The sequence below is a fragment of the Rhodanobacter humi genome (assembly GCF_041107455.1).
Taxonomy (GTDB): Bacteria; Pseudomonadota; Gammaproteobacteria; order Xanthomonadales; family Rhodanobacteraceae; genus Rhodanobacter_A.
Genome location: NZ_JBGBPY010000001.1, coordinates 2,191,830 through 2,215,543, shown reverse-complemented (window position 1 = coordinate 2,215,543; position 23,714 = coordinate 2,191,830). Strand labels below are relative to the sequence as shown.

The 23,714-nt window shown below is 69.4% G+C and carries 22 protein-coding genes; 12 read left to right on the top strand and 10 right to left on the bottom strand.

Going from position 1 to position 23,714, the window contains the following annotated elements; translation table 11 throughout:
- Positions 1–149: 149 nt before the first annotated feature.
- Entirely contained in the window at positions 150–1,592 is a 1,443-nt protein-coding gene (locus AB7878_RS09750) for an OapA family protein (protein WP_369494178.1), read from the top strand.
- Between the two features lie 13 nt (positions 1,593–1,605).
- The gene (locus AB7878_RS09745; RefSeq protein WP_369494177.1) at positions 1,606–2,724 is read left to right on the top strand and encodes an anhydro-N-acetylmuramic acid kinase; all 1,119 of its coding nucleotides are present in this window, start codon (positions 1,606–1,608) and stop codon (positions 2,722–2,724) included.
- A 21-nt stretch (positions 2,725–2,745) separates the two neighbouring features.
- On the opposite strand, the gene AB7878_RS09740 is transcribed toward AB7878_RS09745, so the two are convergent.
- The 3 genes from AB7878_RS09740 to AB7878_RS09730 form a co-directional block, all read right to left on the bottom strand.
- Positions 2,746–3,045 carry a hypothetical protein gene (locus AB7878_RS09740; protein WP_369494176.1) on the bottom strand — a complete coding sequence of 100 codons (300 nt, stop codon included), beginning with the start codon at positions 3,043–3,045 and terminating at the stop codon, positions 2,746–2,748.
- Between the two features lie 271 nt (positions 3,046–3,316).
- The gene (locus AB7878_RS09735) at positions 3,317–4,570 is read right to left on the bottom strand and encodes an AmpG family muropeptide MFS transporter (protein WP_369494175.1); all 1,254 of its coding nucleotides are present in this window, start codon (positions 4,568–4,570) and stop codon (positions 3,317–3,319) included.
- Positions 4,560–5,327, bottom strand: coding sequence for an exodeoxyribonuclease III (locus tag AB7878_RS09730; RefSeq protein ID WP_369494174.1), 768 nt, complete (start codon positions 5,325–5,327; stop codon positions 4,560–4,562). Before AB7878_RS09730 ends, AB7878_RS09735 begins: the two co-directional genes overlap by 11 nt.
- Positions 5,328–5,364: 37 nt before the next feature.
- Between AB7878_RS09730 and AB7878_RS09725 the strand changes: the two genes are divergently transcribed.
- From AB7878_RS09725 to AB7878_RS09715, 3 genes are all read left to right on the top strand, one after another.
- Positions 5,365–5,859 (top strand): GNAT family N-acetyltransferase, encoded by a 495-nt coding sequence (locus AB7878_RS09725; RefSeq protein WP_369494173.1) that lies wholly within the window; start codon positions 5,365–5,367, stop codon positions 5,857–5,859.
- A gap of 162 nt (positions 5,860–6,021) precedes the next feature.
- Complete coding sequence (pyrE, locus tag AB7878_RS09720; protein ID WP_369494172.1) at positions 6,022–6,669, top strand: orotate phosphoribosyltransferase; 648 nt, start codon at positions 6,022–6,024, stop codon at positions 6,667–6,669.
- Between the two features lie 97 nt (positions 6,670–6,766).
- Positions 6,767–7,411, top strand: coding sequence for a DUF4124 domain-containing protein (locus tag AB7878_RS09715; RefSeq protein ID WP_369494171.1), 645 nt, complete (start codon positions 6,767–6,769; stop codon positions 7,409–7,411).
- Between the two features lie 63 nt (positions 7,412–7,474).
- Here AB7878_RS09715 and AB7878_RS09710 read toward each other — a convergent pair whose 3' ends face one another.
- The 3 genes from AB7878_RS09710 to coaBC are packed head-to-tail and all read right to left on the bottom strand — an operon-like array spanning position 7,475 to position 11,563.
- On the bottom strand, positions 7,475–9,838 hold the full coding sequence (locus AB7878_RS09710) for a phosphomannomutase/phosphoglucomutase (RefSeq protein WP_369494170.1): 2,364 nt from the start codon (positions 9,836–9,838) through the stop codon (positions 7,475–7,477).
- 55 nt (positions 9,839–9,893) lie between these two features.
- Positions 9,894–10,349, bottom strand: coding sequence for a dUTP diphosphatase (gene dut / locus AB7878_RS09705; RefSeq protein WP_369494169.1), 456 nt, complete (start codon positions 10,347–10,349; stop codon positions 9,894–9,896).
- A gap of 8 nt (positions 10,350–10,357) precedes the next feature.
- Complete coding sequence (gene coaBC / locus AB7878_RS09700; RefSeq protein WP_369494168.1) at positions 10,358–11,563, bottom strand: bifunctional phosphopantothenoylcysteine decarboxylase/phosphopantothenate--cysteine ligase CoaBC; 1,206 nt, start codon at positions 11,561–11,563, stop codon at positions 10,358–10,360.
- A gap of 97 nt (positions 11,564–11,660) precedes the next feature.
- Here coaBC and radC point away from each other — a divergent pair, with 97 nt between their 5' ends.
- The 5 genes from radC to AB7878_RS09675 all read left to right on the top strand — a co-directional run bounded on the left by radC (position 11,661) and on the right by AB7878_RS09675 (position 17,113).
- Entirely contained in the window at positions 11,661–12,332 is a 672-nt protein-coding gene (gene radC, locus AB7878_RS09695; RefSeq protein WP_369495751.1) for a RadC family protein, read from the top strand.
- 576 nt (positions 12,333–12,908) lie between these two features.
- A complete protein-coding gene (gene argS, locus AB7878_RS09690) occupies positions 12,909–14,597 on the top strand; it encodes an arginine--tRNA ligase (RefSeq protein ID WP_369494167.1) in 1,689 nt (562 codons plus the stop codon).
- Positions 14,597–15,307 (top strand): SPOR domain-containing protein, encoded by a 711-nt coding sequence (locus AB7878_RS09685; protein WP_077484725.1) that lies wholly within the window; start codon positions 14,597–14,599, stop codon positions 15,305–15,307. Before argS ends, AB7878_RS09685 begins: the two co-directional genes overlap by 1 nt.
- Before the next feature lie 217 nt (positions 15,308–15,524).
- A complete protein-coding gene (locus AB7878_RS09680; RefSeq protein ID WP_369494166.1) occupies positions 15,525–16,292 on the top strand; it encodes a hypothetical protein in 768 nt (255 codons plus the stop codon).
- A 68-nt stretch (positions 16,293–16,360) separates the two neighbouring features.
- Complete coding sequence (locus tag AB7878_RS09675; RefSeq protein WP_369494165.1) at positions 16,361–17,113, top strand: SDR family NAD(P)-dependent oxidoreductase; 753 nt, start codon at positions 16,361–16,363, stop codon at positions 17,111–17,113.
- Positions 17,114–17,188: 75 nt separating this feature from the next.
- Here the strand turns inward: AB7878_RS09675 and AB7878_RS09670 are convergent, their stop codons facing one another.
- The 3 genes from AB7878_RS09670 to speA all read right to left on the bottom strand — a co-directional run bounded on the left by AB7878_RS09670 (position 17,189) and on the right by speA (position 21,156).
- Positions 17,189–18,358 (bottom strand): DUF3734 domain-containing protein, encoded by a 1,170-nt coding sequence (locus AB7878_RS09670; RefSeq protein WP_369494164.1) that lies wholly within the window; start codon positions 18,356–18,358, stop codon positions 17,189–17,191.
- 5 nt (positions 18,359–18,363) lie between these two features.
- Positions 18,364–19,149, bottom strand: a complete 786-nt coding sequence (locus tag AB7878_RS09665) for a 3-hydroxybutyrate dehydrogenase (RefSeq protein ID WP_369494163.1) — start codon at positions 19,147–19,149, stop codon at positions 18,364–18,366.
- A 120-nt stretch (positions 19,150–19,269) separates the two neighbouring features.
- Positions 19,270–21,156 (bottom strand): arginine decarboxylase, encoded by a 1,887-nt coding sequence (gene speA, locus AB7878_RS09660; protein WP_369494162.1) that lies wholly within the window; start codon positions 21,154–21,156, stop codon positions 19,270–19,272.
- 232 nt (positions 21,157–21,388) lie between these two features.
- Between speA and speE the strand changes: the two genes are divergently transcribed.
- Positions 21,389–22,258, top strand: coding sequence for a polyamine aminopropyltransferase (gene speE, locus AB7878_RS09655; RefSeq protein ID WP_369494161.1), 870 nt, complete (start codon positions 21,389–21,391; stop codon positions 22,256–22,258).
- Between the two features lie 37 nt (positions 22,259–22,295).
- On the opposite strand, the gene AB7878_RS09650 is transcribed toward speE, so the two are convergent.
- Positions 22,296–22,490, bottom strand: coding sequence for an antitermination protein NusB (locus AB7878_RS09650; RefSeq protein ID WP_369494160.1), 195 nt, complete (start codon positions 22,488–22,490; stop codon positions 22,296–22,298).
- Between the two features lie 171 nt (positions 22,491–22,661).
- Here AB7878_RS09650 and AB7878_RS09645 point away from each other — a divergent pair, with 171 nt between their 5' ends.
- On the top strand, positions 22,662–23,699 hold the full coding sequence (locus AB7878_RS09645; RefSeq protein WP_369494159.1) for a hypothetical protein: 1,038 nt from the start codon (positions 22,662–22,664) through the stop codon (positions 23,697–23,699).
- Positions 23,700–23,714 lie beyond the last annotated feature (15 nt).

Sequence of the window (23,714 nt, the reverse complement as noted above, 5' to 3'; positions counted from 1 at the left end):
ATTTGGGCGATGGCAATCACGTTTCGACGTTAATTGTGCGTTAACCGAAAACGCAGCGCAAACCCTTGATGGGAAAGGCATTGACGCACTTGTCACGCGGCGACTATGGTACGCGGGTTTGTTACTTTGTACGACGAGGCTCGCGCAGCATGGGTGAGGAAATTCGGGGGGCGCGCCACGCACGCAAGCAGGCCATCTGCCGCAAGGCGCAGCGTCGGCACGTCAGCTTCTACGAGCGCTGCGCGCACTGGTCGTTCGATCGTTCGGCATCCACCACGCCGATCCACTGGCACCGCGAACGCTGGGTGCTGGCTGGCACTGCGCTGATGGTGACCCTGCTTTCCGGCTTCATCATGCCGGCCTGGGCCACCGCGATGAAACCCGCGTCCACGGTCGAGGCGCACACCCTGCTGCCGCTGGCCTTGCCGAAACTGCCCACGGTCGATCCGGCGGTTTCCACCGTGGACGACTGGCAGGTGGTGCGGGTGCAACCCGGCCAGACCCTGTCCGACATCTTCGGCGGCCGCGGGCTCAGCCTGACCGATCTGCAGAAGGTGATGGATGCCGCCGGCGACGCGAAATCCGCGCTGCACAACATCCATCCCGGCGAGGAGTTCGACTTCCTGCTCGGCCCCGGCGGCAGCCTGCGCGGCATCCGCTTCGACAAGGACCAGGCCAACCGCGCGATCGTGCGCCTCGACGGCCCGCAGCCCACGCTGACCCTGCAGGCGCGCGACATGGACGTGCGCGAGGAAGTGGCGCACGGCGTGATCCGCAGCAGCCTCTACGCCGCCGGCGACCAGGCCGGGCTCAGCGCGGCGATGGTGGGCAAGCTCGCCGACCTGTTCAAGTACGACATCGACTTCGTGCAGGACCTGCGCGAAGGCGACAGCTTCACCGTGATCTACGACGACATCTACCGCGACGGCGCGCGCTACGGCGAAGGCGACATCGTGGCCGCCGAGTTCGTCAACCAGGGCAAGCGCTACACCGCCTACCGCTTCAGGAAGGCCGACGGCAACTACGGCTGGTTCAGCGAGGACGGCCGGCCGCTGCAGAAGTCCTTCCTGCGCATCCCGGTGGACTTCACCCGCATCTCCTCCACCTTCAGCGCGGCGCGCATGCACCCGATCCTGGGCCGCATGCGCGCACACAAGGGCGTGGACTACGCCGCGCCGACGGGTACGCCGATCCATGCCGCCGGCGACGGCGTGATCAAGTACCACGGCTGGGAGAACGGCTACGGCAACTTCGTGTTGATCCAGCACAACAAGGACATCAGCACCGCGTACGGCCACATGTCGCGCTTCGCGCCGGGCCTGCGCGTGGGTTCCCGCGTGAAGCAGGGCCAGGTGATCGGCTACGTCGGCATGACCGGGCTCGCCACCGGCCCGCACCTGCATTACGAATTCCGCGTGGACGGCGTGCAGCGCAACCCGCAGACGGTGACCCTGCCCAAGCCCGAGCCGCTGCCCGCGGCCCAGATGGCGAAGTTCAAGGCCACCGTGGTGAAGCCCGAACTGGCGCGGCTGGAACAGATCGACCAGCGCATCAAGCTGGCCCGCGCCAACACGCCGAACAGCGACCACTGAGCGTCGCGCCCGCGTGAGTGAGGCCCCGTCGCTCTACCTCGGCCTGATCTCCGGCACCAGCGCCGACGGCATCGATGCCGCGCTGGTGTCGTTCGAGCAGGAGCGCCCGCGCCTGCTGGCCGCACGCACGCATCCCTGGCCAACCGCGCTGCGCGCCGAGATTCTCGCGGTGGCGCAGGGCGAAACCGCGCTGGATCTCGATGCATTCGGACGGCTGGATGTGGCGCTGGGCCAGAGTTTCGCCGACGCCGCGCTGGCGCTGCTGCACGACAGCGGCACGCCCGCCGCGGCGGTACACGCCATCGGCTCGCACGGCCAGACCGTGCGCCATCGCCCCGCGGGCGCGCATCCCTTCACCCTGCAGCTGGGCGATCCGGCCACGATCGCCGAACGCTGCGGCATCACCGTGGTGGCGGACTTCCGCCGCGCCGACGTGGCTGCCGGCGGCCAGGGTGCGCCGCTGCTGCCGGCCGTGCACGCGATGCTGCTGGCCGCGCCGGGTCGCACGCGCGTGGTGCTCAACCTCGGCGGCATCGCGAACATCACCGTGCTCGGCGCCGACGGCAGCGTGACCGGCTTCGACACCGGCCCCGCGAACGGCTTGCTGGATGCGTGGTGCCTGCGCCATCGCGGCGAAGCGTTCGACCGCGACGGCGCATTCGCCGCCAGCGGCCGGACCGACGAACTCCTGCTCGATGCGCTGCTGGCCGATCCCTATTTCGCGCTGGCGCCACCCAAGAGCACCGGCCGCGAGCACTTCCATCTCGACTGGCTGGCCGGACAGCCGCGCGTGGCCACGCTGACACCGGCCGACGTGCAGGCCACCCTGCTGGAACTCAGCGCGCGCAGCGTGGCCGCGGCGATCGCACGCCACGCGCCGGATGCGATCGACGTGCTGGCCTGCGGTGGCGGCGTGCACAACGGCGCGCTGATGCGCCGGCTCGCCGAACTGCTCACGCCGCGCCCGCTGTCGAGCACGGCAGCGCTCGGTGTCGACCCGGATTTCCTCGAAGCCACCGCGTTTGCGTGGCTGGCCCGGCAGCGCCTGCTCGGTCGGCCCGGCAACCTGCCCGCGGTCACCGGCGCGCGTGGGCCACGCCAGCTCGGCGCGATCCATCCCGCGCCACGCTGAGCCGGCGCGCTCGGAGCCGGCTCACTCGAACAGCCGGGCCTCGCGCGAGGCCGGCATCAGCGAATCGCCGCGCGTCGTCGACAGCGCCTGCACCGTTTCGCGGAACACCGCCTGTTCGGCCGGGTTCCACGCGCCGGCCAGCACGGCGAGTTCGTCGGCCTCGATCAGGGTTTCGGCCTGCTGGCCGTTTTCGGCGACACCGAGGCCGCGCCGCAGCGCATGCAGCAGCACCTCGTTGAGGCTCCACTGGTGCGTCTTGGCGAACGCCTGGATGCGTTCGGCCAGCAGATGGTCGACATGGCGTATCACGAGATCGGGCATTCGTCGGCTCCTTGCGCGGCGCACCCCTGCATGGCCGATGATGCCAGCATGGCGACACCCGGCAAGCGGTACGCTGCCGATCCGTGGCCTGCACCTCACCCGCAGCGTGAACCCGTGCTCAGTGCTTGTGAAAAATTCCACATCCTGTGGAATTTTCCAGTCGCGAGTCCGGCGCATGTCCATACTCGCTCCCGCGAATCAGGCACTGGAGTGCCAGATTCGCGGCCGGCCATCCGTGGCCGGGCCGAGAGGTTGAAAAACACACAACCTCTCAGTGCGGCCGCGCCAGCTCGGCGCGATCGATCGCGCGGCGCAGCACGAGAATCAGCAGCAGACCGGGCAGCGCCGACAGCGCGGTGATCGCGAAGAAGTTCGACCAGCCCACCTGCGGCACCAGCCACGCCGCCAGCGGCCCCAGGAACACCCGTCCCACCGCCGACAGCGAGGACAGCAGCGCGTATTGGGTGGCCGAGTAGCGCACGTTGCACAGCGCCGTCACCAGCACCACGAAGGCGGTGCTGCCGAGGCCGCTGAAGAAGTTCTCCGCGCCCACCACGATGGCCAGCGCCAGCAGATTCGGACCGCTGTGCACCAGCCAGATGTAGCCCAGGTTCACCAGCGCCTGCAGCACGCCCAGCACCAGCAAGGCCGGGAACAGCCGCATCCGCGTCACCACCCAGCCGCCAGCCAGTGCGCCGAGCAGGCCGGCGGCGAGGCCGAAGGTCTTGTTGATCGCGCCCAGCTGGGTCAGCGAGAACTGCGGCACGCGCAGCAGGAAGGTGGTGGACAGCGACAGCGCGAACGCATCGCACAGCTTGTACAGCACCATCAGCGCCAGCCACGCCAGCGCCAGCACGCCATAGCGCCCGAAGAAGTCCATGAACGGCTGCACCACCGCCTCCGCGAAGCTGCGCGTGGGCTGTTCGTCCGGTGCTTCCGGTGAAGTGACGGTGACCAGGATCGCCGCCAGCATCAGCGCACCCATCAGCCGGTACACCCAGGCCCAGCCCAGGTGATCGGCGAGGATCAGCGACAGCGCGCCGGACACCAGCATCGCGGCGCGATAGCCGCCCTGCATGAAGGCGATACCCCAGCCGCGCTCCTCCGGCCGCAGCAGATCGGTGCGATGTGCGTCGTAGGCAATGTCCTGGGTGGCGGACGAGAAAGCCACCAGCACGGCGAGGAATACCAGCATCACTGCCGTCTTCTGCGGCGTGTGGAAACTCATCGCGATCAATGCGGCGCCGCAGATCGCCTGCATGAAGGCGATCCACCCACGACGACGTCCGAGCCAGGGCAGTTGGAAGCGATCGAGCAGTGGCGCCCAAAGAAACTTGAACACGTAGGCCGTGCCAGTCAGCGTGACCCAGCCGATGTCCCTGAGGCTCAGGCCGGCCGTGGTGAACCACGCCTGCAAGGTCGGGTTGGTCAGCGCCAGCGGCAGACCGGAGGCGAAGCCCAGCAGGCCAACGCTGAGAATGCGCCAGCGCTGTCCCGGCGCGGCGGCCGCGCCCTCAGTCGGCATAGTCGACGGTGTACGGCGCGTGGTCGGAGAAACGCTCGTCGCGGTAGATCGCGCAGCGCTTCAGGCGCTGGCCCAGCGCGGGCGTGACGAACTGGTAGTCGATGCGCCAGCCCACGTCGTTCGCGCGGGCGTTGCCGCGGTTCGACCACCACGTGTAGTCCTCGCCCTCGGGGTGCAATGTGCGGTAACTGTCCACCCAGCCGCGCTCGACCAGGCCGTTGAGCCAGCTGCGTTCCTCCGGCAGGCAACCGGAATTCTTCTGGTTGGACTTCCAGTTCCTGATGTCCTTCTCGCTGCGCACGATGTTCCAGTCGCCGCACAGCACGTAGTCGCGGCCGCTGTGCAGCCACTCGTCGAGCATCGGCGCGAGCCAGTCCATCGCCTTGAACTTGAACTGCTGGCGTTCGTCGCCGGAAGTGCCCGACGGCACGTACAGCGACACCACGCTGAGCTTGCCGAAGCGCGCCTCGACGTAGCGGCCTTCGTTGTCGAATGCGTCCCAGCCCAGCGCGGTGCGCACCGCGTCGGGCTCACGCTTCGCGTAGATCGCCACGCCGGAATAACCCTTCTTGCTGCTGGCGTCGCGGTAGAAGCAGTGGTGGCCGTCGGGACGGAACATCGGGTCGCCGAGCTGGTCCTCCTGCGCTTTGGTTTCCTGCAGGCAGACCACGTCGGCCTTTTGCTGGCGCAGCCACTCGAACACGCCCTTGGTCGCGGCCGAGCGGATGCCGTTGGCGTTCAGGCTGATGATGCGCATGCGCGACTCCCGGTGCGGAGCGGGCATCATAGCAACCATGGCCGCGTCGCCCGACCTCCACGTCTGCCCTGTCACGTCCGCCTTGCGCGAAGCCGTGCTGCGGCTGCGCGCGCGACCGGGGCAGGACGGCTTCGTCAGTCCGCCCGCGCGCACCTTGGCCGACGCCGAGCAATGCGCCGGCAGCGAGCCGATGGCGATCCTGCTCGGTGTCACGCCGATCGGCTACTACCGCATCGAGCACAGCGCACGCGGCCTCACCGGCCTCGTTGATGATGCCGACGCGCTGGGCCTGCGCTCGTTCCAGCTCGATGCGTCCTGGCAGGGGCGCGGCCTCGCCATGCGCGCGATGGAGGCGCTGCTGTCCGACCTCGCGCAACGCCATCCGCAGGCGCGCCGGCTCCTGCTCACGGTGAATTGCGACAACGCCGCCGCGCTGGCGCTGTACCGGCGCGCGGGCTTTGCGGACAGCGGCACGCTGTACCATGGCGGCCGCTCCGGGCCGCAACATCTGTTGTGGCGCGCGCTTCCGTGAACCCCGAGCCGGGAAAGCGCTCCATGCGCTTTCCCGACTCGGCCAGTCCGGCGCATGCCCGGACTGACCTCCACCGGAGCAACGACCTGCGTCGTTGCTCCGCGGGCGATCCATCCACGGATCGCGCCACCGCAGCCCCGACACCAACCGGCGAGAACATCCATGCACGACTACCAGCGCGACTTCATCGAGCTCACCTTGCAGCGCGAAGTGCTGCGCTTCGGCGAATTCACGCTGAAGTCCGGGCGGCAGAGCCCGTATTTCTTCAACATGGGACGCATCGATTCCGGCGCCGCGCTGGGCCGGCTGGGCCGCGCCTACGCCGCCGCGGTGGCGAACGCGGGAATTGCGGTCGACATGCTGTTCGGTCCCGCCTACAAGGGCATCGCGCTGGCCGCCGCCACCGCGATCGCGCTGGCCGAGCAGCACGGCCGCGACCTGCCTTGGGCCTACAACCGCAAGGAGGCCAAGGACCATGGCGAAGGCGGCGTGCTGGTGGGCGCGCCGCTCAAGGGCCGCGTGCTGATCGTGGACGACGTGATGACTGCCGGCACCGCGGTGCGCGAGTCGCTGGCGCTGATTCGCGCCCACGGCGCGGAACCGGCCGGCGTGCTGATCGCGCTGGACCGGCAGGAACGCGGCCAGGGCGAACTCTCCGCCGCGCAGGAAGTCGCGCGCGACTACGGCATTCCGGTGATCGCGATCACCAGCCTCGCCGACGTGCTGGCGTACGCGGGCGAACGCCCGGAGCTGGCCGCCGAGCACGCGCGACTCGTCGCCTACCGCGGGCACTACGGGGTCGCTGGCTGAACCGCCGGGCGAACGCGATCACGGACCGGCGCCTGGACCGGCGGTCCCGGCGTCGCGTTGCTGCGATGATGTCTATACTTCCGACCAGGGGGTATTCATGCACAAGCCGCTACACGTCCTGACCATCATCGCGCTGCTCGCCAGCACCACCGTCTGCGCCCAGCAGGCCGACCACAACGGCATGCGCTACAAGTGGGTGGACGGCAAGGGCCTGCCGCATTTCAGCGACAGCCTCAGCCAGGACGCGATCAAGTACGGCTACGACGTGGTCAACGACCAGGGCATGGTGGTGCAGCGCGTGCAGCGCCAGCTCAGCCCCGAGGAACGCGCCGCCGCACAGAAGCAGGCCGCACAGCAGGCCGCCGCCCAGCGCGCCGCCCAGGACCGTGCCCGCGCCGACGAGCAGATGCTGTCCGCCTACCCCGACGAGGCCGCGTACAAGGCCGCGTTGCAGCAGGCGCTGGCGAACATGGACCAGCAGATCCACACCAGCCGGCTCAACCTGCGCAGCCAGGAGCAGGCGCTGACCGAACTGCTCGGTCGCGGCGCCGAGTTCGAGCACAACAAGCAGTCGCTGCCGAAGTCCCTGCAGGACGGCATCGCCAAGCAGCGCGGCGTGGTGAGCGACCTGCAGGCACTGCTGCAGCGCCAGCAGGCGCTGCGCGAGCAGGCCGCGCAGGCGCAGACGCAGCAGCTGGCGCACTACCGCGCCCTGCAGGCCGAGCAGGACGAGCAGCCCTGAGCCGCTGCACGGCACGAAGCCCGTGACGCGAAGGCCCGGCCATGCCGGGCCTTCGACGTTTGATCAGAACGGGAGCTTCAGCGCGGGATCGACGGCGAGCAGTTGTTCGCGGAACACCTGCTGGATGCGTGCGAGCGCAGTCGGGTTGTCCGCATCAAAGCGCAGCACCAGCACCGGCGTGGTGTTCGACGCACGCACCAGGCCCCAGCCGTCCGGCCAGTCGGCGCGCACGCCGTCGATGGTGATCAAGGTGGCATCGCCGAAATTCGCCCGGGCGCGGAACATCTCCATGAAGCGGTAGTGCTCGCCCTCGGCCAGCTCGATCTTCAGCTCCGGCGTGGAGACGCCTTTGGGCAGGGTGGCGAAGATCTCCTCCGGCGTGCGCTCCTCCAGGTCGCCGGCGAGGATCTCCAGCAGCCGCGCGCCGGCATAGATGCCGTCGTCGAAGCCGTACCAGCGCTCCTTGAAGAAGAAGTGGCCGCTCATCTCGCCGGCCAGCTCCGCGCCGGTCTCGCGCATCTTGCCCTTGATCAGCGAGTGGCCGGTGCGCCACATCATCGGGCTGCCGCCGGCCTCGAGGATCTGGCCCTTGAGGTGCCCGGTGCACTTCACGTCGTAGATGATGGTGGCGCCCGGCTGGCGCGCCAGCACGTCGCGCGCGAACAGCATCAGCAGGCGGTCCGGGAAGATGATCTCGCCGGCCTTCGTCACCACGCCCAAGCGATCGCCGTCGCCGTCGAAGGCCACGCCGAGGTCGGCGCCGGTCTGCTTCACCGCGAGGATCAGGTCTTCCAGGTTGTGCGGATCGGAAGGATCGGGATGGTGGTTGGGGAACGTGCCGTCCACCTCGCAGTACAGCGGCACCACGTCGCAGCCGATGCCGCTGAGCACCTGCGGCGCCACCGCGCCGGGAATGCCGTTGCCGCAATCCACCACCACCTTGAGCCGATGCTCGGCCTGCACGTCGGAGACGATGCGCTCCAGATAGTCCGGCAGCACGTCGACCTGGCGCAGGCTGCCTTCGCCGCCCTGCTCCAGCGCGTTCTCGGCGATGCGTCGGTACAGGTCCTGGATCGCGCCCTCGGACAGGGTCTGGCCGCCGATCACGATCTTGAAGCCGTTGTAGTCGGGCGGGTTGTGGCTGCCGGTCACCGCCACGCCGCAGCCGGTGTTGTAGTGCCAGGTGGCGAAATACACCACCGGCGTGGGCACGGCGCCCAGATCGATCACGTCGACGCCGGCCGCGCGCAGGCCATCGGCCAGCGCGCCGGCCAGTTCCGGGCCGGACAGGCGGCCGTCGCGGCCCACCACGATCTCGGTGAGCGCCTGTTCGCGCATCACCGTGCCGATCGACTGGCCGAGCAGGCGCGCCACATCGGCGTTCAGTGTCTTGCCCACCACGCCGCGGATGTCGTAGGCGCGGAAGATCGTCGGGTCGACCGTGACCTTCGTCGCGACCTTCGCTGCGGGCTTCGTCGCGGGGGCAGACGCCGGCGCGGACGCGAGCTTGGCGAGCACCGGCGCGGGCGGCGCGGACTGGCGGGCGGCTTGCCGGGACAACTTGAACTCCTCGATGTCGATGTCTTGCTCGGCGATCGGCAGCTCGCGCCGCCGCAACCGCCACCACAACAGGTACAGCCCCGCGGCGAGCCCGGTCAGCGCCAGCAGCGCGGTCAGCGGCCACGTGCGCGGCAGCACGATGAAGGCCATCGGCATGGCCGCGGCCACGCTGAACGCGCTGCCCGGCACCATCTTCGCGACCGGCTCCACTCCGGCACCGGCGCTGCCGTGCGAAAGGATGCGCATGTCGGCGCTGGCGTCGCCCTGGCGCAGGTCCAGCCGACCGCCCGCGGGCGACACCGCCTCGAAAGCCTGCTGCACCGGCGCAAACGGCAGCTCCACCCACAGCCAGGCCTGTGCCTGTTGCGGCGAGCCCAGCGGCAGCACCAGGCTCAACCGGCGGTCGCCCACGCCGTGCGACACGCTCTGCGCCGGCGGCAGGCCGTCGTCGGTCTGCGCGGCCATCAGCTGCGCGGCCTTGGCGTAGCCGAACTCGCGGAAATTCGCGTGCAACACCTCGCCGAGACTGCCGCTGTAGACGTCCAGCTTCAGCGCCTGCGGCAACTTCGAATGCAGCGCCGCCACCAGCGCGGCGCGATCGCCCTGCAGCGTGGCCGGATCCAGCGCGGTCACCGCCTGCTCCACTTGGGCGCGTTGCGCGGCGACCACCTGCGCCAGCTTCTGCACCGCCTCGTCGCGCGCCTGCTGCACGCGCGTGGCCGCGCTGCCCTCGTCCGCAATCAGCCAGGTCTGCCAGGCGCAGAACGCGCCGAGCAGCAGCAGCAGCGTGCCCAGCGCCAGCGGCCACAACCGTTGCCAGTCCGGCTGCACGCGCCGGCGTGCTCCATTTGCGTCACTCATCGCCATGCCCTGTCCCCACAGGTATTCGCCATGGCCGGTTCGACCCCGCGCCGAACCGGAATCACTTGATGCCCGTCGAACCGAAACCGCCGGTGCCGCGCACGCTGGGCGCGAACTCGTCCACGATGTGCAGCCGCGCCTGCGCCACCGGCACCAGCAGCAGCTGGGCGATGCGGTCGCCCACGCCGATGGTGACCGGCTCGCGGCCGCGGTTCCAGCAGGAAATCATCAACGGCCCCTGGTAGTCCGCATCGATCACGCCAACCAGGTTGCCCATCACCAGGCCCTGTTTGTGACCCAGCCCGGAGCGCGGCACGATCAGCGCGCACCAGCCCGGATCGCCGATATGGATGGCGATGCCGCTGGGCACCAGCGCGCTGTCGCCCGGCGCCAGCGTCAGCGGCGCGTCCAGCGCGGCGCGCAAATCCATGCCTGCGCTGCCAGCAGTAGCCGCCTCCGGCAACGGAATGCTGTCACCCAGGCGCGGATCGAGGATCTTCAGTTCGACATCCAGCATCGCCGCGCTCACCCGCGCACCGCGCGGTAGCGTTCGGCCACGCAGGCAACCAGCTGCCGCGCCAGCTCGGCCTTGCCGGCGCGCGCCAACGCCAGCATGCCGTCGGCCCAGTACACGTCCAGCGCGTTGTCGGCGGTCTCGAAACCCAGGCCGTCGCCGACCCGGTTCGCGGCGATCATGTCCAGGCCCTTGCGCTGCAGCTTGTCCTGCGCGTAGCGCGCCACGTCGTGCGTCTCGGCGGCGAAGCCCACCAGGAAGGGATGCGCGGCCTGCGCGGACAGGCTGCCGAGGATGTCGGGGTTCTCGGCCAGCTTGAGCATCAGGTCGGCGCCGGCCTGCTTCTTCAGCTTGCGCTCGGCCACCTCGGCCGGGCGGTAGTCGCCCACCGCGGCCGCGCCGATGTAGATCTGCGCCTGCGTGGAGGCGTCGAGCACTGCGGCCTGCATCTGCGCCGCGCTGCGCACGTCGACGCGCCGCGCCACGCCGGGCGGCGTGGCCAGGCTCACCGGGCCGGCCACCAGGGTGACGTTCGCGCCGGCTTCCGCCGCCGCCTGCGCCACCGCGAAACCCATCTTGCCGGAGCTGCGGTTGCCGATGAAACGCACCGGGTCGATGTCCTCGAACGTCGGGCCGGCGCTGACCACCACCTGCAACCCGGCCAGCGCGCCGCCGCCGAACGAGGCCGCCAGCGCGTCGCGCAATTCATGCGGCTCCAGCATGCGGCCCGAGCCCACGTCGCCGCAGGCCTGCTCGCCCGCCGCCGGACCGAGCACCTGCACGCCGCGCTGGCGCAGCACAGCCAGGTTCGCCTGCACCGCCGGGTGCGCCCACATCTGCTGGTTCATCGCCGGCGCCACGCAAAGCGGCGCGGCGCTAGCCAGGCACAGCGTGGTGAGCAGGTCGTCGGCGTGGCCGTGCGCCAGCTTCGCGAGCACGTCCGCGCTGGCCGGCGCGATCAGGATCCGTTCGGCCCAGCGCGCCAGCTCGATGTGGCCCATCGCCGCCTCGGCGCTCGCGTCCCACAGCGAGGTGCGTACCGACTGGCCGGACAGCGCCTGGAAGGTGGCCGCGCCCACGAAGTGCTCGGCGCCCGCCGTCATCACCACGCGCACCTCGGCACCCTGCTCGCGCAGGCGGCGAACCAGTTCGCAGGACTTGTAGGCGGCGATGCCGCCGGACACTCCCAGCAGGATGCGGCGTTGGGCAAGACTCATGTAGGCAGGGCCTGACGTGCGGGCAGACGGTTAGCTTACCGGAATCGTGCCGCGCGACTGCTGCCCGCATCGCATCCGCGACGGCACGCTGAAGGGCATGAGCATCCGCGACTGGCCCGAAGGCGAACGCCCCCGCGAAAAGCTGCTGGCGCGCGGCAGCAGCGCGCTGTCCGACGCCGAGCTGCTGGCCGTGCTGCTGGGCAGCGGCGTGCGCGGCAAGGACGCGATCGCGCTGGGCCGCGAACTGCTGGTGAACGCGGGCAGTCTCGGCGCCCTGCTCGGCCGGCCCGACTCGTCCGTACGCGCCGCTGGCCTCGGCCCGGCCAAGCGCGCCCGCATCGCTGCCGCGCTGGAACTGGCCCGGCGCAGCCTCGCCGAACAACTGCGCGAAGCGCCTGCGCTGGGCAATCCGCGCGACAGCGGCGACTACCTCAGCGCCCGGTTGCGCCACCTGCCCTACGAGGTGTTCGGCTGCCTGTACCTCGACAACCGCCACCGCGTGCTGGCGTTCGAGGAACTGTTCCGCGGCACCGTGGACGGCGCCAGCGTGCACCCGCGCGAGGTGGTGCGCGCCTGCCTGCAGCACAACGCCTGCGCGGTGATCTTCGCCCACAACCACCCCTCGGGCGTGGCCGAGCCCAGCGCGGCCGACCGCGCGATCACCCGCGAACTGCGCGAGGCCCTGCAACTGGTGGGGGTGCGTGTGCTCGATCACCTGGTGATCGGCCACGGCGAGCCGGTGTCGATGGCCGCACGTGGCCTGATCTGAAACCGGTCGCAAGACAATAGTCGTGGAGCCGGTTTTTTTACGGCTCTTCTTGAAGAGTGCGGCCATGGATGGCCGCCCGTTTGATCTTCGCGTTCACGGACGAACGCACGAATACAGACAAAAAAAACGGCGCGGGATGAGCCGCGCCGTGGTTGCCGATTCGGGGAGGGGAGAGAGCGGCGTCTCCGTGTGCCATGGGGAGGGGAGTCGCCACCGGCACGCAGCCAGTGTGGCGCCGCCGCATGACGGGGCGATGACGATCCCGCGCCATAGCGATGACCGCCAAGCGGCCGTTACTTATGCACAAAAGCTCGCGACCGGCATTTGCGCCCCTCAGTGCAACCATGACTTCAAGCATGGTCTTTATATATTTGATTCATAATTATTTTTCTCGAACAACATGACTTGGCCGCGCATGCAACGATGCGCCCACCACGGCAGGCGCCGCTTTCCCCACAGACTTATCCACAGGAAGCGCGCCGCGCCGCAGCATGTCGGCCTCGATCGCGGCTCGGCGGCCGTCCCACGCAAGCGGTCTGCTAGGATTACCGGTTCCATCCCGGAATTGCCGCGCCCGTGAAAGCCCAGCTGCACGAACTCGTCCTCGAAGCCATCCACGCCCTGCAAACCCAGGGCAGTTTGCCCGCCGACCTGGTGGTGCCAAGCTTCGTGATCGAGCGCACGCGCAGCCGCGAGCACGGCGATTTCGCCTGCAACGCCGCGATGCTGCTGGCGAAGCATGCCCGCGCCAAGCCGCGCGAACTGGCCGAAAAGCTGGTCACCGCGCTGCCGGCCAGCGAACTGCTGGTGAAGGTGGAGATCGCCGGCCCCGGTTTCATCAACCTCTTCCTTGCCGCCGACGCCAGCCAGGCGCAGGTGCGCCGCATCCTCGAACAGGGCGCCAGCTACGGCCGCAACGCGCTGGGCGCGGGCCGCACGGTGGGCGTGGAATTCGTCTCGGCGAACCCCACCGGCCCCTTGCACGTGGGCCACGGCCGCGGTGCGGCGATCGGGGACTGCCTGAGCCGCCTGCTGGAAGCCAGCGGCTGGAACGTGAAGCGCGAGTTCTACTACAACGACGCCGGCGTGCAGATCGCCAACCTCGGCATTTCGGTGCAGGCGCGCGCGCGCGGCCTCGCCCCCGGCGACGCCGGCTGGCCGGAGGACGGCTACCGCGGCGACTACATCGCCGACGTGGCCAAGGCCTATCTCGCCGGCGACAGCGTCACCGTGGAAGGCCACACCGTCACCGGCGCAAAGGACGTGGAGGATCTCGACGCGATCCGCGCGTTCGCCGTGGCTTCCCTGCGTCGCGAGCAGGATCTCGACCTCAAGGCCTTCGGCGTGGCCTTCGACGTGTATTTCCTGGAGTCCTCGCTGTACGCCGACGGCAAGGTGGAGGAGACCGTGCGCGAACTGGTCGCCCACGGCCACACCTACGAGGAAGGCGGCGCGCTGTGGCTGAAGACCACCGACTTCGGCGACGACAAGGACCGCGTGATGCGCAAGTCCGACGGCACTTACACCTACTTCGTGCCGGACGTGGCCTATCACTTGTCGAAGTGGCAGCGCGGCTACGAGAAGGCGATCACCGAGCTGGGCTCCGACCACCACGGCTCGCTGGCCCGCGTGAAGGCCGGCCTGCAGGCGCTCGACTGCGGCATTCCCAAGGGCTATCCCGACTACGTGCTGCACCAGATGGTCACCGTGATGCGCGGCGGCGAGGAGGTGAAGATCTCCAAGCGCGCCGGCAGCTACGTCACCTTGCGCGACCTGATCGACGAGGTGGGCCGCGACGCCACGCGCTACTTCCTGATCTCGCGCAAGGGCGATTCGCAACTGGTGTTCGACATCGACCTGGCCCGCTCGCAGACCAACGACAACCCGGTCTACTACATCCAGTACGCCCACGCCCGCGTGTGCTCGGTGCTGCGCCAGGCTGGCGAGAAAGGGTTCACGTTCGATCAGCACAATGGGCTCAAGCAACTCGCGCGGCTGGACAACGAGCACGAGCAGGCCCTGCTCACCGAGCTGTCGCGCTACCCCGAAGTGGTGGAAGCCGCGGCGACGAACCTGGAACCGCACCTGCTCGCCGTGTGGCTGCGCGAACTGGCGAACGCGTTCCACACCTACTACAACTCGCACCAGTTCCTGGTTGACGACAAGGACCTGCGCGACGCCCGCCTCGCCCTCGTGGTGGCGACCCGGCAGGTCCTGCGCAACGGTCTCGACTTGCTGGGCCTCGGCGCCCCGGAGAGCATGTGATGGCAGCACGCAAAGGCAAGGGTCGGCAGGCGGTACGCAACGGCGGCGGCGGCATTCCCGGCTGGGTCTGGGCGCTGGTCGGCGTGCTGATCGGCGCGGTGGCGGTGGTGGTGCTGATGCGCCACTCGCTGATGCCGATGACCGCGAAAACCGGCCCGCAGGCGAATCCGCAGGCCACCGCCGAGGCCCCCAGCGAGACCGGCGCGGTGGCGCCGGGCACCGCCGAGAGCGCGCCGAAGAAACCGCAGTTCGACTTCTACTCCGTGCTGTCGGAGAAGGAAGTGCGCATCCCGGATGCCGAAATCAGCGCGCAGGCCAAGGCCGAACAGCAGAAGCAGCAGGCCGCCGCGAACACGCCGGCGAACGCTGCGCCCGCGACCGCGCCAGTGGCGCCGTCGGCGCCCGGCAATCCGCCGGTGGCCACCCAGAACGTGGAGGCCGCGCCCGCCGCCGCCGTGCCGAAACCCGCGGCCGGCAGCGGCTACCTGCTACAGGTCGGCGCCTTCCCGAATCCCGCCGACGCGGAGACCATGAAGGCGAAGCTCGCCATGCAGGGCTTCGTGGCCAACGTGCAGTCCGTCAGCGTCAACGGCCAGACCTTCCACCGCGTGCGGCTGGGGCCGTTCCCCACCGCCAGCGCGCTGGAGGCGACCAAGCAGCGCCTCGCCGGCGTCGGCATCAACTCCATCGCGCTGAAGGAAGGCCGCTAAGTTACCGCCACCCGGCACCCCGAGGCCGCGCCCGCAACGCGGCCTTTTTTGTTGCCTTAAGCATGCGTGAAGTTCACTCGCGGCGACCTTCACGTCTCGCTTCGCCGGCACCGCGCACGATGCTTGGCCGCCGTCCGTCAGCGACGCGCAGGGGATGCCAGCGACACGCAGGGGATGTTCCATCCACGCAACGGGACCCGTGCCCGGGGAGGTTCGCATGAAAAGCAGCACAGTCTGGCTGTCGCTGGCGTTCGCGCTGGCCTGCAGCAGCGCGCAGGCGGCGGACAATGTCCGCGTGGCCCGCGATTTCACCGACATGGTGGCACCCACGGACCAGCAAGCGTACGAGGCCGGCACCAAGCACTTCAACCAGTGCCTGCACCAGCACGGCTTCAAGTACAACTGGACGGCCTGGACGCACGAAACTGGCGACACCTACAGCTACTCCTACGTCTCCGACCCGATGCCGTGGGCCACCTTCGACGCGATGGACACCGCGGTGAAAGCCTGCCTCGGCGTGATCCACTCCGACGTCAACCCGCACCTGAAGAGCGAGATCAGCGCGTTCATGCAGGCGATGCCCGAGCTGAGCCACCAGCCCAAGGACATGGGCCCGCCTCCGCCGCTGATCGAGGTCAGGTACTTCACGCTCAAGCCCGGCCACCAGGCCGTGGAAACCTTCATGGCCGCGGTGAAGAAGATCGCCGCCGCCGCCGCGAAGTCGAACTGGCCCCACTACTTCCAGTTCGCCCGGATGATCGACGCCGGCGACGGTGCCCCCGACTTCATCCTGGTGATCCCCGACAAGAACTGGGCGGACGTGGGCACGGAACCCGATCCCGACGTGTGGAAGATGGTCGAGAACGTGTATGGCAAGAGCGACGCGGCCGCGATCCGCCAGTCGATCAATGACGCGGTCGCCAAGCAGTCCTCCCACGTGGACAGCTACAACGCGGAGCTGAGCTACATCGCCTCCGGCAAGTGAGTGGTGCCACGCGGTCCGGGCGACCGGCTCGGTCGCCCGGACCCGCGCCGGCCATTACACTGGCGCACATGACGACCAAGACTGCCTGGATCACCGGCGCCACCGCCGGTTTCGGCGCCGCCACCGTGGCGCGCTTCGTGGCCGGCGGCTGGCGGGTGATCGCCAGCGGCCGCCGCGCCGAACGGCTGCAACAACTGGTGGATGCACTTGGTGCCGACAAGGTGCATGTCGCCGCCTTCGACATCCGCGACGAGGCGGCGCTGCGCGCGGCCGTCGACGCGCTGCCGCCGGCGTTCGCCGGCATCGACCTGCTGGTCAACAACGCCGGCCTCGCGCTGGGCACCGCGCCGGCGCAGCAAGCCGATCTCGCGCAGTGGCGGCAGATGATCGATACCAACGTCACCGCGCTGGCGACGATGACCCACGCCCTGCTGCCGCGCCTGATCGAACGCCGCGGCGCGATCGTGAACATCAGCTCGATCTCGGCCAGCTACCCGTACCGCGGCGGCAACGTGTACGGCGGCACCAAGGCCTTTGTCAGCCAGTTCTCGCAGAACCTGCGCGTGGACCTGCACGGCACCGGCGTGCGCGTGAGCTCGATCGAGCCCGGCATGGCCGAGACCGAGTTCACCCTGGTGCGCACCGGCGGCGACCAGGCCGCCTCCGACCAGCTCTACGCGGGCGCCCACCCGATCACCGCGGCCGACATCGCCGACACGATCTGGTGGATCGCCAACCTGCCGCCACACCTCGACGTCACGCGGCTGGAAATCATGCCGGTGAGCCAGTCGGCGGCCGGCCTGCAGGTGCATCGGGACTGAGTCGCCCGTTCGGGAAGAAGCCAGGGCGCGGGCGGAAAAACCGCGCGCCGGCCGAACCCGAACGCAATCGATCCCTCACTCCCGATGCACGTCGTGGGTCACGAACGACTGCTCCGCCGGCGGCGCGGCCAGCCATTGCGGATGGGCCAGCGTGTGCTGCATGTCGGCGAGGCCGCTGCGCCAGTGGCCGTGCATGCTGGCGGCGCTGAACTCGTAGTCCTTGTAGTGGCCCTCGTAGGGCCGGTCGCGATAGATCAGGTGGATCAGGTTGACCAGCGCGCCGTTCGCCTCGCATTCGGCCTGGCGATACGCAGGGTCGGTGCGACGTTCCGGCGGCACCAGCGCCAGCACTTCCTGCAGCAGGCGCTGGCGCCGGCGGCTCTCGTGCATGTACTCGGTCATCAGCCGGGTGCGGCTGGAGTACTGGATCTCCTTGCTGCGCTCGGCCACGCCGGGCATGTCGTGCGGCAATTCTCCCCGCGCGCTCCACAGGTCGACCTGGAACACCAGCATGTCGCGCGGCGGCTGCTCGGTGAGCACGCGGTACAGCGGCGTGTTGGAAACCACGCCGCCGTCCCAGTAGTACTCGCCGTCGATTTCCACCGCGGGGAAGCCCGGCGGCAGCGCGCCGGACGCCATGAAGTGCTCGGGCCCGAGGCGCTGCCGGGTGTTGTCGAAATAGACGAAATTGCCGCTCTTCACGTTCACCGCGCCCACCGACACGCGCATCGCGCGCGCGTCGTTGACGCGGTCGAAATCGACCAGGCGTTCCAGCGTGGCGCGCAGGGGCGTGGTGTCGTACCAGCTCGCGGTGGCGGGCGTGGCCTGCGCCTGCAGGAACGGCGGCGGCAGGCGCGGCCGGAAGAAGCCGGGCTGGCCCTCGACCAAGGCGCGCCACGCGGCGAGACCGCTGAGCCCGTTCTGCATCGCCAGCGGCCAGTGGCGGGCATCGAGGCCCGCCGGCAATGCGGGCGACGGCCAAGGCGAGGCGCGGCAGATCGTGTCCCAGAACGCGCGCAGGCGCTCGACGCGGCGCTCCGGCGGATTGCCCGCGATGATCGCCGCGTTCAACGCGCCGATCGAGATGCCGGCGACCCAGCCGGGGCGCAGCTGCGCTTCCTCCAGCGCCTCGACCACGCCGGCCTGGTAGGCGCCCAGGGCGCCACCGCCCTGCAGCACCAGCACCACGCATGCGTAGTCGCGCGCCACCTGCGCGGCCAGCGACGCCGCGGCGGCATCCGCCATGCTGTTCACTGCATGTACCAGCCGTGGCTGACCACGATGCTCTGCCCGGTCAGCGCGGCGCTGGGGAAGGTGGCGAGGTACAGCGCGGTCTGCGCGATGTCCTCGACCGTGGTGAACACGCCGTCCACGGTGTCCTTCAGCATCACGTTCTTGATGACGTCGGCCTCGCTGATGCCGAGCTCCTTCGCCTGTTCGGGAATCTGCTTCTCCACCAGCGGCGTGCGCACGAAGCCGGGGCAGATCACGTGCGAGCGCACGTTGTGCGCGGCGCCTTCCTTGGCCAGCGTGCGCGCCAGGCCCAGCAGGCCGTGCTTGGCGGTGACGTAGGCGGACTTCAGCTTCGAGGCCTCGTGCGAATGCACCGAGCCCATGTAGATCACGATGCCGCCGCGATCGTTCTTGTACATGTGCTGCAACGCGGCCTTGGTGGTGAGGAAGCCGCCGTCGAGATGGATCGCCAGCATCTTCTTCCAGTCGGCGAAGGCGAACTGGTCAATCGGATTGATGATCTGCACGCCAGCGTTGGAAATCAGGATGTCGAGCGTGCCGAAGCTGGCGACCACCTTGTCGGTGCCGGCGTTCACCGCCGCTTCGTCGGTGACGTCCATCGCGATGCCGATCGCCTTGCCGCCGGCCGCGTTGATCGCCGCCGCGGTGGCGTCGGCCGCCTGCTGGTTGATGTCGCAGATCGCCACCTTCGCGCCGTGCTTCGCGTAAAGCTCGGCGATCGCCTTGCCGAGGCCGCTGGCCGCGCCGGTGATCAAGGCCACCTTGCCGTCGAGACTGCCCATGGGGTAACTCCGTGAGGGGAAGACCCGCATTGTAGGCAGCGCGCGTGACGGAACCATCATGCCGTGGGTGCAAGACCGGCTTGCTTCCTCTCCCCTGCGGGGAGAGGAAGCAACAAGGCGTCAGCCTTCCTCGGCAAGGTAGGTGTAGGCGGTGAGGCCGCCGTCCAGCGTGCGATACAGCTGCTCCGCCGGCTCGCCCGCGATGCCGGCCGCGGCGATGCGCTCACGGTAGCTGGCGCGCAGTGCAGCGAGGTCGTAGCCCACGTAGTCCAGCATCAGGTCGGTGGTGTCGCCGCGGCGCCTGTGCGCGAAAACATACGAATCACCGTCCACGCGCACGTTCACCGCGTCGGTGTCGCCGAACAGGTTGTGGATGTCGCCCAGCGTCTCCTGGTAGGCGCCCACCATGAAGATGCCGAGCCGGTAGCTCTCGCCGTCCTTCAGCGCGTGCAGCGGCAGCGAGACGTCCACGCCCTCGGCATCGACGTAGTGGTCGATGCGGCCGTCCGAGTCGCAGGTGAGGTCGACGATCACGCCGCGCCGCGTCGGCTCCTCGTCCAGCCGCGCGATCGGCGCGATCGGGAAGATCTGCTCGATCGCCCAGATGTCGGGCACCGATTCGAACACCGAGAAGTTGACGAAGTACTTGTCGACCAGCTTCTCGTCCAGCTCGTCCAGCGCGGCGCGGTGCGAGCGTTCGCCGGGCAGCAGGCGCGCGCGCACGGCGTTCGCGATGGCGTAGTACATCTCGTCCAGCCGTGCACGGTCGGCCAGCGCAAGCTGGCCCAGCGCGTACAGCGCCTGGCCTTCACTGAGGTGGTGCTGGGCCTCGTGGAACAGTTCCAGCGCGGGGCGCGCATCGAGCTCGGCGTGCACCTCGCGCAGGCGGCGCAGCACCGCGGGCTCGTCCTGCGCCACCGGCGGAATCGTGCCCACCGGCACTTCCTCCACCTCGCTCACGTTGACCACCAGCACGGCATGGTGCGCGGTCATCGCGCGGCCGGCCTCGGTGAGGATGTGCGGCGCCTTGAGGCCTTCCGCCTCCACCGCCTCGGCCAGCGACTGCACGATCGTGGCGGCGTACTGCTCGATCGAGTAGTTGATCGAGTTGTGGCTGCGCGAGCGCGAGCCTTCGTAATCCACGCCCAGGCCGCCGCCCACGTCGACGATCTCCAGCGGCACGCCCATGCGGGTGAGCTCGACGAAGTAGCGCGTGGCTTCGCGCATGCCGTTGGCGATGTCGCGCACGTTGGAGATCTGCGAGCCCATGTGGAAGTGCTGCAGCTTCAGCGTGTGCTTGAGGCCGGCCTGGTCCAGCCGCGCTATCAGGGTCAGCACCTGCTGCGGCGACAGCCCGAACTTGCCCTTGTCGCCGCCGGTGTTCTGCCACTTGCCGGCGCCGATCGAGGCAAGGCGCACGCGCACGCCGAGCAGCGGCTCCACGCCCAGCGCCTTCGCCTCGGCGAACACGTGGTCCAGCTCGGACAACTTCTCGATCACGATATGCACGCGCAGGCCGAGCTTCTTGCCGATCAGCGCGAGGCGGATGTATTCGCGGTCCTTGTAGCCGTTGCAGATCACGATGGAACCGGGCCGCGCCATCGCCAGCACCGCCATCAATTCCGGTTTCGAGCCGGCTTCCAGGCCGAAACCTTCCGCGCCCGCGGCCACCAGCTCACCGGCCACGCCGCGTTGCTGGTTCACCTTGATCGGGTAGATCGCGGTATAGCCGCCCGCGTAGTGCCACTCGTCGATCGCCTTGGCGAACGCGGCCTGCAGGCGGGCGAGGCGGTCGGCGAGGATGTCGGGAAAGCGCACCAGCAACGGCAGGCGCAGGCCTTCGGCGCGGGCGCGCTCCACGATCGCCGGCAGCGACAGCGCGGGGCCGCGCGCACCGTGCGGGAGTATCGCGATCTCGCCGCGGGCATCGACATCGACGTAACCGTCGCCCCAATGGGCCACGGCATAGGTGTGACGCGCATCGGCCACGGTCCAGGGCTTCGACATGAAGCGTCTCCTTGTGCAAACGGGATGCCTGTCGTCGCAGCGGCGAGCCTTGACGGATAGAAGCGCGATGGGCCGGAAGCCTCGCACGCCGCGGGGCCGATCGCACCAGCCGGCACGCCGAGGGCGGCCGAGGCGCCATTGTAACGGGCCCGGCGGCCGGCCCAAACCCCGCCCGCGGCGGCTCGGCTACAATGGGCGGCCAAATACCCCGCATTCACGCCCAGGTACACCCATGTCGCAGCAGCCCACACCGAATGAAGCCCGCTGGTTCACCGAGGCGCACCAGGCCTCCGGCTCCTCCATCGGCTTCCGCACCGAGCAACTGCTGCATGCGGAGAAGACCCCGTTCCAGACCATCGAGATCCACCAGACCACCGACTGGGGCAAGTTGATGGTGATCGATGGCTGCGTGATGCTCACCACGCGCGACAACTTCCTCTACCACGAGATGATGACCCACCCGGCGCTGTTCACCCATGCGCGCGCCAAGCGCGTCGTCATCATCGGCGGCGGCGACTGCGGCACGCTGCGCGAGGTGCTGAAGCACGAGGAAGTCGAGCACGCCGTGCAGGTGGAGATCGACGAGCGCGTGACGCGGCTCGCCGAGCAGTACTTCCCCGAGCTGTGCGAGTCGAACCACGACCCGCGCGCCGAACTGCTGTTCATCGACGGCATCAAGTACATGGCCGAGGCCGAGCCCGAGTCGCTGGACCTCATCATCGTCGACTCGACCGACCCGGTAGGCCCCGCCGAAGGCCTGTTCAACGCCGCGTTCTACGTCAGCTGCCACAAGGCGCTGCGCCACGGCGGCCTGCTGGTGCAGCAGAGCGAATCGCCGCTGGCGCACCTCGAACTCATCAAGTCGATGCGCGCCGCGATGCGCACCGCCGGCTTCAGCGCCGTGAAGACCCTGCCATTCCCGCAGCCCTGCTACCCCACCGGCTGGTGGAGCTGCACCATGGCGCGCAAGGGCGGCGACCTCAGCGGCTTCCGCGAGCGCGGCGCTTCAGCCAAGAACTTCCCTACCAGGTACTACAACGCCGAGATCCACAAGGCCGCGCTGGCCCAGCCGGAATTCATGCGCGAGGCGCTGGGCGAATAGGAACGGCTTCAGCCGCGACCCAGGCTCGCGCCGCTCTTCAAAACATCTTCGACCGCACCTTGGGCAGCAGCACCAGGGCCAATGTCACCAGCGGCCCGAACGGCAACGACAGCAGGAACCACAGCAGGCCGCTGCGGTTCTTGCCTTGGGCCAGGCCCGCGTTGATCAAGGCCAGCGTGCCCCAGCCGGCAAACCAGGGTGCGCCATCGGCAAAACTCGAAAAGTGATTCACGACGGCCCTCCGCCCTCTGTGGTGGAGCGCGCCGGGCGCGCGGACCAGAGGCCATCCTAGCAATCCCGCTGCGAACGAGCCCGCTGCGACGGCCCATGACTCAGAAACCGTTCAGAGCATCCTCAACACCCGGCCGCTAAGCTGGCGGCCCCGTGATCGCTGGAGCACCCCATGCGTGGATGGCATTGCCTCGCCCTTGCCGGCGCCCTGTCGCTGCCCGTCGCCCCCGCGGCGGCGGCGGTGAAACAAGCCGCTGCGGATGCGGCACCGGCCACCGGCGACAGCGCGCGCGAGCAGGCGCTGCAGGCTTTCCAGCACGATCTGGTCAGCGTGCTGGCGCTGCGTGCCACGGCCCAACCGCTGCTGGGCGCGGCGTTGCTGGCCCGTCCGCTGCCGCGGCAGCCGAAAACCAACAGTTTCCACGCGCTGATCAACCGCGCCGCCGCGGCCAGCGATGCCGGCCCCGCCGTGCAGTGGGCGCGCCTCGCCGACTGCGACGCGAAGGCCGATGCCTGCCCGAACGCCAGCGCGCTGCGCAAGCTGGTGGAGCAGGCGCCGGACAACGCCGCGGTGTGGCTGCTCAAGCTCGGCCTCGACACCCGCGACATGAAATCCGATGCGGCGCGCGTGGACTTGGCCAGGGCCGCCGCCGCCAAGCTCTACGACGACTACACCGGCAGCAGCCTCGCGGCGCTGGCCGGCGTGGTGGATGCGTTGCCCCCGCCGCCGGCCACGCAGGGCACGGGCGGACCCGTCGGCGTGCAGGCGCTGATCGTGCAGGGCAATGCCCGGCTGCAGCCGCGGCCCGCGCTGCCGGTCGTCGCCAAGCTGTGCGAGAACGCGGGCGACGACGCCGCGATCAAGGCCGACTGCCTCAGGCTCGGCAAGCTGCTCGAATGGGGTTCCAGCCCGCTGGCGCGCTCGCTGGGCCTGCACCTGCGCGAGGTGCTCGGGGACGCAACCGCGCAGGCGGACGCACGGCAGCAGCGCCGCGACCTGATCTGGCAGGTGCAGAACTACTCGCAGCTGGCGCTGCGCGCGCAGGACGATCCCGCGCTGGCGCAGCAGTTGCTGGCGGCCGCGAAGCAGGGCGGCACCGAGATGAGCCAGCTGACCGCCGTGCTGCGCGCCAGCGGCGTCTCGACCACCGCGCCCGGCAGCTGGCAGCCGCCCGCGCCGGACGCCCCGGCCCCGGCGCACTCCCCATGACGGGCCGCAGCGGTT

Bases quoted from the DNA above. Each gene is read 5' to 3' on its own strand.
- pyrE (WP_369494172.1), top strand. From the start codon at position 6,022: ATGCACGACTACCAGCGCGACTTCATCGAGCTCACCTTGCAGCGCGAA.
- AB7878_RS09750 (WP_369494178.1), top strand. From the start codon at position 150: ATGGGTGAGGAAATTCGGGGGGCGCGCCACGCACGCAAGCAGGCCATC.
- AB7878_RS09735 (WP_369494175.1), bottom strand. From the start codon at position 4,570: ATGCCGACTGAGGGCGCGGCCGCCGCGCCGGGACAGCGCTGGCGCATT.
- AB7878_RS09680 (WP_369494166.1), top strand. From the start codon at position 15,525: ATGAAAAGCAGCACAGTCTGGCTGTCGCTGGCGTTCGCGCTGGCCTGC.
- AB7878_RS09740 (WP_369494176.1), bottom strand. From the start codon at position 3,045: ATGCCCGATCTCGTGATACGCCATGTCGACCATCTGCTGGCCGAACGC.
- speE (WP_369494161.1), top strand. From the start codon at position 21,389: ATGTCGCAGCAGCCCACACCGAATGAAGCCCGCTGGTTCACCGAGGCG.
- AB7878_RS09730 (WP_369494174.1), bottom strand. From the start codon at position 5,327: ATGCGCATCATCAGCCTGAACGCCAACGGCATCCGCTCGGCCGCGACC.
- AB7878_RS09710 (WP_369494170.1), bottom strand. From the start codon at position 9,838: ATGGCGATGAGTGACGCAAATGGAGCACGCCGGCGCGTGCAGCCGGAC.
- speA (WP_369494162.1), bottom strand. From the start codon at position 21,156: ATGTCGAAGCCCTGGACCGTGGCCGATGCGCGTCACACCTATGCCGTG.
- AB7878_RS09685 (WP_077484725.1), top strand. From the start codon at position 14,597: ATGGCAGCACGCAAAGGCAAGGGTCGGCAGGCGGTACGCAACGGCGGC.
- dut (WP_369494169.1), bottom strand. From the start codon at position 10,349: ATGCTGGATGTCGAACTGAAGATCCTCGATCCGCGCCTGGGTGACAGC.
- AB7878_RS09645 (WP_369494159.1), top strand. From the start codon at position 22,662: ATGCGTGGATGGCATTGCCTCGCCCTTGCCGGCGCCCTGTCGCTGCCC.
- AB7878_RS09715 (WP_369494171.1), top strand. From the start codon at position 6,767: ATGCACAAGCCGCTACACGTCCTGACCATCATCGCGCTGCTCGCCAGC.
- radC (WP_369495751.1), top strand. From the start codon at position 11,661: ATGAGCATCCGCGACTGGCCCGAAGGCGAACGCCCCCGCGAAAAGCTG.
- AB7878_RS09675 (WP_369494165.1), top strand. From the start codon at position 16,361: ATGACGACCAAGACTGCCTGGATCACCGGCGCCACCGCCGGTTTCGGC.
- AB7878_RS09725 (WP_369494173.1), top strand. From the start codon at position 5,365: ATGGCCGCGTCGCCCGACCTCCACGTCTGCCCTGTCACGTCCGCCTTG.
- coaBC (WP_369494168.1), bottom strand. From the start codon at position 11,563: ATGAGTCTTGCCCAACGCCGCATCCTGCTGGGAGTGTCCGGCGGCATC.
- AB7878_RS09665 (WP_369494163.1), bottom strand. From the start codon at position 19,149: ATGGGCAGTCTCGACGGCAAGGTGGCCTTGATCACCGGCGCGGCCAGC.
- AB7878_RS09670 (WP_369494164.1), bottom strand. From the start codon at position 18,358: ATGGCGGATGCCGCCGCGGCGTCGCTGGCCGCGCAGGTGGCGCGCGAC.